Source organism: Petrimonas mucosa (genome assembly GCF_900095795.1).
Lineage (GTDB): Bacteria > Bacteroidota > Bacteroidia > Bacteroidales > Dysgonomonadaceae > Petrimonas > Petrimonas mucosa.
The window spans coordinates 3,645,378-3,658,440 of sequence record NZ_LT608328.1; the positions used below are offsets into that span (position 1 = coordinate 3,645,378).

Consider the following 13,063-nt stretch of genomic DNA (forward strand, 5'->3'; position numbering starts at 1 on the left):
GCGTAATGTTCCAAAAATCAATATGAAATTCTATAATCTCGTTTGTAGTTGTTTTCGCAAAGATAACAAAAAATAGTTACCGATTTACGAATTATCAAACAGAACGCAAATAGGGCGACTATTGTTTACGGACCTCGATGGTTAATTTTTCATCATCAATCTCGATCTCGTCTTCGAGAGGCTGGGCTACAATCTCGATTGAGTCGGCAAGCACCTGAGCCCGGATATAATCACCAAAATCTGTGATAGCCCTGTCGAACGACGGGTTGGAGGAGACCCTGACAGCAATGCGGTCGGTAATATCAAAATCTTTAGATTTGCGCAGATTCTGGATACGGTTTACCAACTCGCGGGCAATGCCCTCCTTGCGGAGTTCATCGGTTACGGTGATGTCGAGCGCAACGGTAAGCCTTCCTTCGTTGGCCACCAGCCAGCCGGGAATATCCTCCGATATGATCTCCACGTCGGCCAGTTCGATCACGGCCTCCTGATCCTCGATGCGGAATGCAAATCTTCCTCTCTTCTCTAGTTCGTTGATCTCTTCCTGCGACATCCCCTGGATGGATGCCGCGAGCGGTTTCATGATCTTTCCATATTTGGGGCCAAGTTTCTTGAAATCGGGCTTTACCCGCTTCACCAGCATACCGTTTGCAGAATCTACAAACTCCAGCTCCTTCACATTCACTTCGCTGAGGATAAGCGCCTTCACCGCCTCGATATTTTTCCGCTGCTCGTCGTCGGCAACGGGAATCATGATCTTCATCAATGGCTGACGCACCTTCAGGTTCACCTTGCGCCGCAATGCCAGTACGATGGATGATGCCGTCTGAGCCAGATACATCTGCTCCTCGAGGGTAGTATCGATGGCTGCCTCATCAACCACGGGGAAATCTGCCAGGTGCACCGAGCCGGCATCTTCACTACCGGTTGCAGTCACCAGATCGAGATAGAGCCTGTCGGCATAGAAGGGAGCTATGGGTGCCATCAGCTTCGCCACTGTAACCAGACAGTGGTAGAGGGTCTGGTAGGCCGACATCTTCTCCTCGGTCATCTCACCTCCCCAGAACCGTTTACGGTTCAGGCGGACATACCAGTTACTGAGGTTGTCGTTTACAAAATCGTTGATTGCCCTTCCAGCCTTGGTCGGCTCGTAGTTGGCATAGTTCTCGTCAACCTCCTTGACCAGGGAGTTGAGGAGCGACAGGATCCACCGGTCGATCTCGGGACGCCTGGCCAGTTCGACCTGGGGATATTGGTTGTGGAAGTTGTCCACATTTGCATAGAGGGCAAAGAAAGAGTAGGTGTTGAAGAGGGTTCCGAAAAACTTGCGGCGGGCCTCCTCCACACCATCTATATCAAACTTCAGGTTATCCCAGGGAGCGGCATTGGTAACCATATACCAGCGCAACGGGTCGGAACCGAACTTTTCGATGGTCTCGAACGGATCAACCGCATTCCCCAGCCGCTTCGACATCTTGTTGCCATTCTTGTCGAGAACCAGACCGTTCGAAATCACGTTTTTGAAGGCGACGCTTCCCTTCACCATCGTACTGATGGCATGCAGGGTAAAGAACCAGCCACGAGTCTGGTCGACCCCCTCGGCGATGAAGTCGGCCGGATATACCTTCGCGAACTCCTCTTCCGGAATGTGCGGATAGAAGAACTGCGCAAAGGGCATCGCACCGCTATCGAACCAGACATCGATCAGGTCGGTCTCGCGATACATCGGCCTGCCGCTTTCGGAAACCAGCACGATCTTGTCCACATAGGGACGGTGAAGGTCGATCTTGTCGTATTCCAGATCGCGGTACTCCTTCAGGTCAAACCCTTTCCAGGGCAATTCGGTCATCACCCCGGCATCGAGCGCCTTTTGCATTTCGTTGCAGAGCTCCTTCACCGAACCGATGCACTTCTCCTCCTTCCCATCTTCGGTGCGCCAGATCGGAAGGGGTGTTCCCCAGTAACGGCTGCGGCTCAGGTTCCAGTCCTGCAGGTTTTCCAGCCACTTTCCGAAACGGCCAGTGCCGGTGGATTGAGGTTTCCAGTTGATGGTTTCGTTCAGTTCGATCATCTTCTCACGGCAGGCGGTCGAGCGGATGAACCAGCTGTCGAGCGGATAGTAGAGCACCGGCTTGTCGGTCCGCCAGCAGTGCGGGTAGCTGTGGACCATCTTCTCGATGCGGAAGGCCCGGTTACGGAGCTTCAGGGCAACGGAGAGATCGACATCGAGTGTGGTGTCGTCGGCCGTGAGCGACGCATCATATTCATTTTTCACATACCTGCCGGCATACTCCCGGTAAAGCTCCACGTTGAGATGATTCTTCACGAAATCGGCGTCCAGCTCCTCCAGGAGGAAGTACTTTCCGGTGAGGTCTACCATCGGCCGGATGTTGCCCTCCTTGTCTACCATGGTGAGGCCGGGGACATCGTTCTCCTTCCCCACCCTGGCGTCGTCGGCACCAAACGTGGGTGCGATATGGACGATGCCGGTTCCATCATCGGTGGTGACGAAATCGCCGCAAACCACCCGGAATGCCTTGTCGGTCACCTTCACCCAGGGGAAAAGCTGTTCGTAACCGATGCCGGCCAGTTCAGATCCCCTCCAGCTCTTTTCGAGCACCCTGAACGGGATATTCTTATCCCCCTCCTTATACTCTTCGAGCTTCAGCTCCGCGTTCTTCGCGGGGAAATAGGAGCCGAGCAGATTTTTGGCCAGCACCACGGTAAGGGGCTTGCCGGTATATTGGTTGTAGGTTTGGACGGCAACATACTCGATATTGGGACCTACGGCCAGCAGCATGTTCGAGGGCAGTGTCCACGGCGTGGTGGTCCATGCCAGGAAGAAGGGTTCACCGAACTGGGTCCACTCGGGAAGCGGATTGGTTATCTTGAACTGTGCCGTACAGGTGGTATCCTTAACGTCGCGGTAGCAACCGGGCTGGTTCAGTTCGTGCGTGCTCAGTCCCGTTCCGGCCGCCGGCGAGTATGGCTGAATGGTATAGCCCTTGTAGAGATACCCCTTGTTGTAGATCTCTTTCAGCAGATACCATAACGTCTCGATATAGCGGTTATCGTAGGTAATGTAGGGGTCATTCATATCCACCCAATACCCCATTTTCCGGGTAAGCTCCTCCCACTCACGGGTATATTTCATCACTTCAGTGCGGCAGGCGTTGTTGTACTCCTCTACCGAAATGGTTTTCCCGATATCCTCCTTGGTGATGCCCAGACTCTTCTCCACGCCCAGTTCCACGGGGAGACCGTGCGTATCCCAGCCGGCCTTCCGGTTTACCAGAAATCCTTTCATCGTCTTGTAACGGCAGAAGATATCCTTTATTGAACGTGCAATGACATGGTGAATACCCGGCATGCCGTTTGCCGAAGGAGGACCTTCATAGAATACAAACGCGGGATGCCCCTTGCGAATTTCCAGGCTTTTGTGAAACAGATCCTGTTCATCCCATTGCCGCAACATCTCCTTATTGATCTCCGATAAATTTAACTGAGAGTATTCGGTGAATTTCTTGCTCATTGTCAACGTTTTTATACCACTTAAAAAAATTGTCTGCAAAGGTAGTGATTTTTTACAGAAATCGGAAGTTGGTCATTAGAAAATAGAGGTAACGTTCACACCCCCGTGCGAATAGACCGTACGGGGGTGTGAATCTGAACTGTATTGCCTGAAAGGATCTACTCCTTGTCTCGACTGTAGTTGGGAGCTTCCCGTGTAATCATCACGCCATGCGGATGGCTCTCTGCATATCCGGCAGCAGTAATTCGGGTAAATTTGGCCTCATGCAACTGCTCGATGGTAGCCGCACCGCAGTATCCCATACCGGCCCGGAGTCCACCGACCATCTGGTAGATAACCTCCTGCAATGTCCCCTTGAAGGGAACCCTCGCTTCGATCCCCTCGGGCACCAGCTTCTTGATATCGTCCTCCACATCCTGAAAGTAACGATCCTTCGACCCTTTCTGCATCGCCGAGAGCGAACCCATTCCCCGATAGGTTTTAAATTTTCTGCCGTTGAAGATGATCGTTTCGCCAGGCGACTCCTCGGTACCGGCCAGCAACGAACCCATCATTACGGACGAACCGCCTGCAGCCAGAGCCTTCACGATATCACCCGAGTAGCGTAATCCACCGTCGGCAATAAGTGGCACGTCGGTCCCTTTCAGGGCCTGAGCCACATCATATATGGCAGAAAGCTGAGGGACTCCCACTCCGGCGATTACGCGGGTAGTACAGATTGAGCCCGGGCCGATTCCGACCTTCACACCGTCGGCTCCGGCATTCACCAGAAATCTTGCCGCCTCGGCCGTGGCCACATTTCCCACCACCACATCGATACCGGGGAATGTCTTCTTGATCAGCCGAAGCATGTCGCCCACCCCCTTGGAGTGACCATGTGCGGTGTCGATCACAACGGCATCGACACCGGCATCGATAAGAGCGGCTGCCCTTTCCACCGAATCGGAAGTAACCCCGATACCTGCGGCAACCCGCAACCGGCCCTGTTCATCCTTTGCGGCATAGGGTTTATCCTTCGCCTTGGTGATATCCTTGTAGGTGATGAGTCCCACCAGCTTATAGTTGGAGTCGACCACCGGAAGCTTCTCGATCTTATGCTGCTGCAGTATCTCAGCGGCAGCCTCCAGATCTGTTGTCTGGCGGGTTGTAATCAGATTTTCACGGGTCATTACATCGCGGATAAGCTTCTCCATGTTCCGCTCAAACCGGAGGTCGCGGTTGGTTACAATCCCCACCAGGGTATTGTCGTCAATCACAACCGGAATTCCGCCGATCTTGTACTCGCCCATCATTGCCAGCGCGTCGGCAACCCTCTTTTCGGGGTGAATGCTGATGGGATTGAGAATCATGCCGTTCTCCGCCCGTTTTACGGCACGCACCTGTTTTGCCTGTTCGTCGATCGACATGTTTTTGTGAATAACCCCGATTCCGCCTTCGCGGGCAATCGCTATGGCCATGGTAGTTTCCGTAACGGTATCCATCGCTGCCGATACCATCGGGATATTCAGTGGAATGTTCCTTGAAAAACGGGTGGAGAGATCTACGTCGCGGGGAAGAACTTCGGAATAACCGGGGACCAGCAACAGATCGTCGAAGGTCAACCCTTCCATTGTGATTTTATCTGCAATAAATGACATAATCGGTATGTTTACATTTTATTGCATGCAAAAGTAACTCTTTTTGTTGAATTGCAACGATTGAGAGATGTTAATTTTATCGACAGATCTCCTTTTTTACACCTCCCTAACCCGCTGTTATAGAAATATTCAATGAATCATAAGCGGGTAAAAAATAGGGTTCGGCCATCAAAATTGCATATCTTTGACCCAACATTTACAATTAACAGATAAATAATTTACAGCTATGTCAGTATTAGTAGGAAAAAAGGCGCCGGTTTTCAAGGCACCTGCAGTGATTGACGGGAACACCATCGTGGAGAACTTCTCGTTGGAAGAGTATCTGGGTAAGAAATATGTGGTATTTTTCTTCTACCCCGCAGACTTCACCTTTGTCTGCCCCACGGAATTGCACGCTTTCCAGGAAAAACTGGGTGAGTTTGAAAGCCGCAACACGGTTGTGGTTGCCTGTTCAACCGATTCGGCAGTTTCGCATTGGAAATGGCTGCAAACACCCAAAAAGGAGGGTGGAATCAATGGAGTAACCTACCCGGTTGTTGCCGATCACGCACTGACCATCTCGATGGCGTATGATGTACTGGCTGGAGAGTTCGACAGTGACGAGACAACCGGCGACCCGCTGTTTGTGGGATCTCCCGAAGCGTATCGCGGACTGTTCCTGATCGACAAGTCTGGTATCGTCCGTCACCAGGTGGTGAACGACATGCCGCTGGGCAGAAGCGTAGACGAGATATTGAGAGTCATCGACGCCCTCCAGTTTACAGAAGAGTATGGCGAGGTATGTCCCGCCAACTGGCACAAAGGTGAAAAGGGACTCAGCGCAACCCAGGAGGGTATCGCCTCCTATCTTTCCGAAAAGTAATTCCCGCTACGGATATCTCTATCGACAGCACCGGTTGGTCTACCCAGCGGTGCTGTTCCTTTTTATCTATAGCCATCTATACCGATCAGACAGAGAGATGCTGCCAGGGTAGTGAGAAAATAACAGCAGCGAGGCGGTCCGAGCTGCAGACAAGTGTATTTTTGAACCATTTTAGCATTGTTTTTGAGAAAATAGACAACAATATCCGGTTTTTTGATTACTTTTGCAATCAAATCACGATGGATCTCCGGCAACGGAGATCTTACCTCAATCAACAAACAACTTCTCATACGTATGCATCCGTTATCAGCACGATTACAGTCGCTCTCTCCGTCCGAAACTTTTGCGATGGCACAAAAGAGCAACGAGCTCAAGGCTCAAGGAATTGATGTAATTAACATGAGTGTGGGCGAACCCGACTTCTCTACCCCCTACCATATCAAGGAGGCGGCAAAGGAGGCGATCGACCGGAATTTCTCGTTCTATTCACCCGTTGCAGGTTTTCCAGAACTGAGAAGGGCCATTTGCACGAAGCTGAAAAACGAAAATGGCCTCGATTTCGATCCGGCCCGGATAGTGGTTTCGAACGGTGCCAAGCAGTCGCTCTGCAATGTCATTCTGACCATTGTAAACAAGGGGGAGGAGGTGATTATCCCCGCACCCTACTGGGTAAGTTATCCCGAGATGGTGAAAATCGCCGAAGGGAAACCGGTATATCTCTATGCGGGCATTGAACAGGAGTACAAGATCACGGCCAAACAGCTGGAGGCAGCCATCACCCCCAATACACGTGCATTGATCCTCTGCTCTCCCTCCAACCCCACAGGGAGTGTCTATACGCGGGAGGAGCTGCAGTCACTTGCCGAAGTGCTGGAAAGGTATCCTGACATCTATATCATCTCCGACGAGATCTATGAGAAGATTAATTATGTAGGGAAACATGAGAGTATCGCCCAGTTTGAACCGATTCGCGAACGGGTGATCGTGGTCAACGGCGTCTCCAAGGGGTATGCTATGACAGGGTGGCGCATCGGGTGGATCGCGGCGGCAAAATGGATTGCCACAGCATGTGGTTTGCTGCAGGGACAGTACACTTCGGGCCCGTCGTCAATCTCGCAGAAAGCGGCCGAAGCAGCCTACACCGGCAGTCAGGATTGCGTGGAAGAGATGCGTCTAGCTTTTGAAAGGAGAAAAAACCTGATCACCAGGCTACTGAAGGAGATTCCCGATCTGAAGGTAAATGACCCCAAGGGTGCCTTCTATACCTTTGTGGAATGCAGCCGCTACCTGGGTAAGGTGTTCGGGGAAAAACGGATCGATACGGCAACCGACCTGGCCATGTTCCTTCTGGAGGAGGGACACGTTGCCTGTGTGGGCGGCGACGCGTTCGGTGCTCCCGGACACTTGCGATTCTCTTATGCCACCTCCGACGAGAAGATCGAAGCAGCCATCTCCCGGGTGAAAGAGGCACTGAAGAAACTGAGATAATGAGACAGTGAGACAACAAAAAAAAGAAGCGGTCGAAAGCCGCTTCTTTTTTTTGTTTGCCACTTTAGAAGGTGACATTGACCAAAACCGGGAAATGGTCGGACGGGAAACGGTAGTAGGGCATCATGTTCAAGACACCATACTTGTTGACCGTCACCCCTTCAGTAACCCAGACGTAGTCGATCCTCTCCTTGAGGGGAGAATCTTGGCGAAAGCCGTTAAAGGTCCCCTCGGTACCATAAGGCGGTTGGGCCGTAACCAGGTAGGAATCTTTCAACCGGCCATCCTCCCTCAATATCCTGATCGGCTCATCATCGGGAGTGGCGTTAAAATCGCCGGTACAGAAAACCACACCCTTTCCTCCGGTAATCTCCTCAATCTTCTTCAACAGCAACAACGAGGAGTTCCTTCGCGCTTCGAGACCCTCGTGATCATAATGGGAATTGAAAACAAAAAATTGCTTTCCGCTCTCTTTCTCCTTGAACTTGGCCCAGGAACAGATCCGGTTGCAACAGGTAGCATCCCAACCTTTTCCCGGCACATCGGGTGTTTCGGAATACCAGAAATCGCCGCTGTCCAGCAGTTCGAAGCGATCCTTCTTGTAGAGAATGGCCGAATGTTCACCGCCATCCTTGCCGTCGTCGCGACCCGAACCGGTGTAGGCGTAATTTCCAAGTTCGAGAATATCGTTCAATTGATGCTGAAAGGCCTCCTGTGTACCCACGATGTCGAAATCGTGAAACCGGATGATCTCTTTTACCATCTCGCGGCGATACTTCCAGGCATTCGGATGGTCACGCTTGGTATCCATCAGGATGTTGTAGGAGGCGACATTCATCGTAAGGCTTTTCTTTGCAGTGGAACAGCCAACAAAGGTCATGCTGGAAAACAGCAGAAAAAAATAGAATAATCGTTTCATCTCTGTATCTCTTCATTTATGGTTGTCAACCCTGAGGTTTAGCGCCCAAAAATACAATTAAAAAAAATATTTGCGAAGGTATCACAAAATAAATCGGCACCATTCTGGCATCGGAAATCTCTAAAAAGAACGTTTCTAAATAAGGAGGGGCGACAAATTAATACTCCATTTATTCTTTTTTGACGCGATAAAATGCTATTTTTGTGCTCTCATTTACATTACCAAATTCCTATAGATCAAATTTATAGTTTTTTAAACCAGTGCGATTGAAAATCAAATAATTATTAAATACAATTTTAAACAATAACTCTATGAGCTGGCTAATTAATTCTTCTATTGGACGGAAACTCATCATGAGTATTTCCGGTTTGTTTCTCGTCCTCTTTCTGATGTTCCACAGTTTGATGAATTTTGTAGTGATCATCTCGGCCGATGCATACAATACCATCGCCGCGACACTGGGTGCCAACTGGTACGCCCTTATCGCGACCGGCATTCTGGCGTTGGGCTTTATTTTCCACATCATCTATGCGTTGATCCTGTCACTCCAGAACCTGAAGGCAAGAGGTGCAAGCAGATATGCCGTTAGCGATTCTCAAAAGAACGTTTCATGGGCTTCAAAAAATATGTTGGTCCTGGGTATCATCGTCCTGGGATTCCTTGCGCTTCACCTGATCCACTTCTGGTCGAAGATGCAATTGGTTGAACTGATGCACGGACACAACTATGCAGCTGCAGGTTACCACGATCCGACCGACGGAGCCTATTTCATCCGTGAACTCTTCACCCAGCCGCTTTACAGCAGCATCTATATCGTATGGCTCGTTGCACTGTGGTATCATCTTACACACGGTTTCTGGAGCGCCATGCAGACACTGGGATTGAACAACAAGACCTGGCTGCCCCGCATAAAGAAGATCTCCTATGTATTAGCTACCATTATCTGCCTGCTGTTCATTTCCGTTCCGGTTTATTATCTGCTTGGCTTTGGAGCCTGATTTTTACTAAAAAAAAATTGATAACATTATGATAAACAAAGAAGACGAAACTGTAAAAGTAGAAAACAACACTACTATGACAGACAATACGATAAAGCTGGATTCAAAAATTCCAAAAGGGCCGTTGGCCGAGAAATGGTCGAACTACAAGGCAACCCAGAAACTGGTGAACCCCGCCAACAAACGCCGTCTCGACATCATTGTCGTGGGAACCGGTCTTGCCGGTGCATCGGCTGCGGCATCACTGGGTGAATTGGGATTCAATGTATTGAACTTCTGTATCCAGGACTCTCCCCGTCGCGCACACTCCATTGCCGCCCAGGGAGGAATCAACGCTGCCAAGAACTATCAGAACGACGGCGACTCCGTTTACCGTCTCTTCTACGATACGATCAAAGGGGGCGACTACAGGGCGCGCGAAGCAAACGTCTACCGCCTTGCCGAAGTCTCCAACAACATCATCGACCAGTGCGTGGCCCAAGGTGTTCCTTTTGCCCGCGAATATGGAGGATTGCTAGACAACCGCTCCTTCGGCGGTGCTCAGGTGTCACGTACCTTCTATGCCCGCGGACAGACGGGCCAACAGCTGCTTCTTGGCGCCTACAGCGCTTTGAGCCGTGCGGTGAACAAGAATCAGGTAAAACTCTATACCCGTTACGAAATGGTGGATCTCGTAATTATCGACGGTCGCGCCCGCGGTATCATCGCCCGTAATCTCGTAACCGGCAAACTGGAAAGATTTGCGGCCCATGCCGTGGTTATCGCCACCGGCGGATATGGTAACACCTTCTTCCTCTCAACCAACGCCATGGGTTCAAACGGATCTGCCGCATGGCAATGTTACAAGAAGGGTGCATACTTTGCAAATCCCTGTATGGCGCAAATTCACCCGACCTGTATCCCGGTTCACGGCGAGTTCCAGTCGAAACTGACATTGATGTCGGAATCGCTGCGTAATGACGGTAGAATCTGGGTGCCCAAGAAACTTGAAGACGCCAAGGCTATCAGAGAAGGGAAACTGAGGCCGACAGATATAAAGGAAGAGGATCGCGACTACTATCTCGAACGCCGTTATCCCGCATTCGGAAACCTTGTTCCCCGCGACGTGGCCTCACGTGCAGCCAAAGAGCGGTGCGACGCAGGCTATGGAGTAGGCACAACGGGACTGGCTGTATACCTCGATTTTGCGGATGCCATCAAACGTCTTGGCAAGGATGTGGTGGAAGCCCGCTACGGCAACCTGTTCCAGATGTATGAAAAGATTGTCGACGACAATCCGTACGAAACCCCGATGATGATCTACCCGGCCATCCACTACACCATGGGGGGACTTTGGGTCGATTACGAACTGATGACCTCCATCCCCGGACTCTTCGCCATAGGTGAGGCCAACTTCTCCGACCATGGAGCAAACCGGTTGGGTGCTTCCGCACTGATGCAGGGGCTGGCAGACGGTTATTTCGTGCTGCCCTATACCATCCAGAGCTATCTGTCCGACCAGATCCGGGTACCCAGGTTCAGCACCGACAGCCCCGAGTTCGAAGAGGCGGAGAAGGGAGTAAATGCACGGATGGACAGGCTGATGAGCATCAAGGGAACCCATTCGGTAGACTATTTCCACAAGAAACTGGGCCACATCATGTGGGACTTTGTGGGAATGGCCCGCGAAGCTGAGGGTCTGAAAAAAGCGATCGGATCGCTCAAGGAACTGAAACGTGAGTTCTGGTCGGATGTACGGATTCCGGGTGAAAAAAATTCGTTGAACGTTGAGTTGGAGAAGGCGATCCGTCTGGCCGATTTTATCGAGATTGGAGAGCTGATGGCTCACGATGCGCTCGACAGGGAAGAATCGTGCGGTGGACACTTCCGCGTAGAACATCAGACCGAGGAGGGAGAAGCCTTGCGTCATGACGACAAGTTCGCCTATGTCTCCTGCTGGGAATATCAGGGCGAGGAGAAAGATCCCGTAATGTACAAGGAGCCTCTCAACTATGAATTTATCGAGAGACAACAACGCAATTATAAGTCGTAATTTAAAATCGTATCACCCTATGGACAAAAATATAAACATCAACGTAAAAGTATGGCGTCAAAAAGGTCCGAAAGAGAAAGGACATTTTGAGACCTACGCATTGAAAGATATCTCGCAAGGCAGTTCATTCCTCGAAATGATGGATATCCTGAATGAGCAGCTGATCAACGAAGGAAAGGATCCGGTTGTATTCGACCACGATTGCCGCGAAGGCATTTGCGGAATGTGCAGCCTCTATATCAACGGACATCCGCACGGACCCGATGAAGATATCACTACTTGCCAGCTCCACATGCGTAAATTCAACGACGGAGACACCATCACTGTAGAGCCGTGGCGTTCGGCCGGTTTCCCGGTTATCCGCGACCTGATGGTAGATAGGAGCGCATTCGACAAGATTATCCAGGCTGGAGGTTATGTCTCGGTAAACACAGGCGGTGTTCCCGACGGTAATGCTATACCCATTCCAAAACATATTGCCGACGAGGCGATGGATGCTGCTGCATGTATCGGTTGCGGGGCCTGCGTGGCAACCTGCAAGAACGGATCGGCCATGCTCTTTGTTGCGGCAAAAGTGAGCCAGCTGGCTCTGCTCCCGCAGGGACAGGTTGAGCGGGCAAAACGGGCCAAGGCGATGGTGGCCAAGATGGATGAGCTCGGTTTTGGTAACTGTACCAACACGGGAGCCTGCGAACAGGAGTGCCCGAAGAATATCTCCATCAGCCACATTGCACGGTTGAACCGCGAATATTTGAAAGCAAAGATCAAAGATTAATCTTCTTAATATCAATAGATAAAGCGTTTTGCCCTATCATGGGGCAGAACGCTTTTCTTTTCTGCAAGAGTACCGGTGATTGAATTAATTTGAAATTTTGTTTCAACTTTTTCCCGTTTTAACTGTCATAGTATGTAGATTTGCAACTGGAAACGGAATGATTCACATTTAAAAGCTTCTACAATGAAATTGAACAAATCTTGGATTATCTGCCTGTTCGTCCTGCTTTTGACAGGTGGTACTGCCAGTGCTCAATTGCGCTTTGGCATAAGGGGAGAGGTGGGTGTCAACAAGCCATCCTTTACCAAGGATCTCTTCTCGGTGGAGAACATGAATGATTTTAAGGTGGGGCCAACAGTCGAGTTGCTGCTCCCGGTGGCCGATTTTGGCTTTGATGCGTCTATCCTCTATAGCAACGGGAAGATGAACGTAAAGAGAATTGATCAGGATGGGATTGGAAGCTTGATTGAAGATGTTTCAAGCCACTCCATCGACGTTCCGGTGAACCTGAAATACAGGGCTGATCTGATCTCCTCGCTGGCTGCATTCTTTGCGGCCGGTCCCTACATCAATGTCCTGCTATCGGAAGATGAGTTGACTTATGACGATTTTGTCGACATGGTTAAGGCAAAAAACTTCCAGGCAGGGATCAACCTGGGTGCCGGCGTGGAGCTGTTTGAGCGACTGGCCGTGGGATTCAACTACAGGATTAAGATGACCGACGATTACTCGGTAAGTGAACCCGACTTTGAAGAGCTCTTCAACCAGAAGAAGGGAATCTGGTCGGTCACCGCTACCCTCTTCTTCTAAAGCCAGTTGA

At 50.7% G+C, this 13,063-nt stretch carries 9 protein-coding genes; 6 read left to right on the plus strand and 3 right to left on the minus strand.

Annotated elements, in window-relative coordinates:
• Nucleotides 1-118: 118 nt before the first annotated feature.
• Together ileS and guaB are read right to left on the minus strand one after the other, a co-directional pair.
• Nucleotides 119-3,532, minus strand: coding sequence for an isoleucine--tRNA ligase (ileS, locus tag ING2E5A_RS14610; protein ID WP_071138038.1), 3,414 nt, complete (start codon nt 3,530-3,532; stop codon nt 119-121).
• A 158-nt stretch (nt 3,533-3,690) separates the two neighbouring features.
• Nucleotides 3,691-5,169, minus strand: a complete 1,479-nt coding sequence (gene guaB, locus ING2E5A_RS14615; RefSeq protein WP_071138039.1) for an IMP dehydrogenase — start codon at nt 5,167-5,169, stop codon at nt 3,691-3,693.
• Nucleotides 5,170-5,395: 226 nt separating this feature from the next.
• Here guaB and ING2E5A_RS14620 point away from each other — a divergent pair, with 226 nt between their 5' ends.
• Together ING2E5A_RS14620 and ING2E5A_RS14625 are read left to right on the plus strand one after the other, a co-directional pair.
• Complete coding sequence (locus tag ING2E5A_RS14620; RefSeq protein WP_071138040.1) at nt 5,396-6,031, plus strand: peroxiredoxin; 636 nt, start codon at nt 5,396-5,398, stop codon at nt 6,029-6,031.
• A gap of 294 nt (nt 6,032-6,325) precedes the next feature.
• On the plus strand, nt 6,326-7,519 hold the full coding sequence (locus tag ING2E5A_RS14625; protein WP_071138400.1) for a pyridoxal phosphate-dependent aminotransferase: 1,194 nt from the start codon (nt 6,326-6,328) through the stop codon (nt 7,517-7,519).
• 64 nt (nt 7,520-7,583) lie between these two features.
• Here the strand turns inward: ING2E5A_RS14625 and ING2E5A_RS14630 are convergent, their stop codons facing one another.
• Nucleotides 7,584-8,438: an endonuclease/exonuclease/phosphatase family protein gene (locus ING2E5A_RS14630; RefSeq protein WP_071138041.1), complete on the minus strand. Its 855-nt coding sequence runs from the start codon at nt 8,436-8,438 to the stop codon at nt 7,584-7,586.
• A gap of 311 nt (nt 8,439-8,749) precedes the next feature.
• On the opposite strand from ING2E5A_RS14630, the gene ING2E5A_RS14635 reads away from it, so the two are divergent.
• From ING2E5A_RS14635 to ING2E5A_RS14650, 4 genes are all read left to right on the plus strand, one after another.
• Nucleotides 8,750-9,436, plus strand: coding sequence for a succinate dehydrogenase cytochrome b subunit (locus tag ING2E5A_RS14635; RefSeq protein ID WP_083373384.1), 687 nt, complete (start codon nt 8,750-8,752; stop codon nt 9,434-9,436).
• A gap of 76 nt (nt 9,437-9,512) precedes the next feature.
• Nucleotides 9,513-11,468 carry a fumarate reductase/succinate dehydrogenase flavoprotein subunit gene (locus tag ING2E5A_RS14640; protein ID WP_071138401.1) on the plus strand — a complete coding sequence of 652 codons (1,956 nt, stop codon included), beginning with the start codon at nt 9,513-9,515 and terminating at the stop codon, nt 11,466-11,468.
• Nucleotides 11,469-11,487: 19 nt separating this feature from the next.
• Nucleotides 11,488-12,243 (plus strand): succinate dehydrogenase/fumarate reductase iron-sulfur subunit, encoded by a 756-nt coding sequence (locus ING2E5A_RS14645; protein WP_071138043.1) that lies wholly within the window; start codon nt 11,488-11,490, stop codon nt 12,241-12,243.
• 183 nt (nt 12,244-12,426) lie between these two features.
• Nucleotides 12,427-13,053, plus strand: coding sequence for a porin family protein (locus ING2E5A_RS14650; protein ID WP_071138044.1), 627 nt, complete (start codon nt 12,427-12,429; stop codon nt 13,051-13,053).
• Nucleotides 13,054-13,063 lie beyond the last annotated feature (10 nt).

Excerpts from the sequence above, each read along its gene's own strand:
- ileS (WP_071138038.1), bottom strand. The coding sequence starts at position 3,532 with ATGAGCAAGAAATTCACCGAATACTCTCAGTTAAATTTATCGGAGATC.
- guaB (WP_071138039.1), bottom strand. The coding sequence starts at position 5,169 with ATGTCATTTATTGCAGATAAAATCACAATGGAAGGGTTGACCTTCGAC.
- ING2E5A_RS14620 (WP_071138040.1), top strand. The coding sequence starts at position 5,396 with ATGTCAGTATTAGTAGGAAAAAAGGCGCCGGTTTTCAAGGCACCTGCA.
- ING2E5A_RS14625 (WP_071138400.1), top strand. The coding sequence starts at position 6,326 with ATGCATCCGTTATCAGCACGATTACAGTCGCTCTCTCCGTCCGAAACT.
- ING2E5A_RS14630 (WP_071138041.1), bottom strand. The coding sequence starts at position 8,438 with ATGAAACGATTATTCTATTTTTTTCTGCTGTTTTCCAGCATGACCTTT.
- ING2E5A_RS14635 (WP_083373384.1), top strand. The coding sequence starts at position 8,750 with ATGAGCTGGCTAATTAATTCTTCTATTGGACGGAAACTCATCATGAGT.
- ING2E5A_RS14640 (WP_071138401.1), top strand. The coding sequence starts at position 9,513 with ATGACAGACAATACGATAAAGCTGGATTCAAAAATTCCAAAAGGGCCG.
- ING2E5A_RS14645 (WP_071138043.1), top strand. The coding sequence starts at position 11,488 with ATGGACAAAAATATAAACATCAACGTAAAAGTATGGCGTCAAAAAGGT.
- ING2E5A_RS14650 (WP_071138044.1), top strand. The coding sequence starts at position 12,427 with ATGAAATTGAACAAATCTTGGATTATCTGCCTGTTCGTCCTGCTTTTG.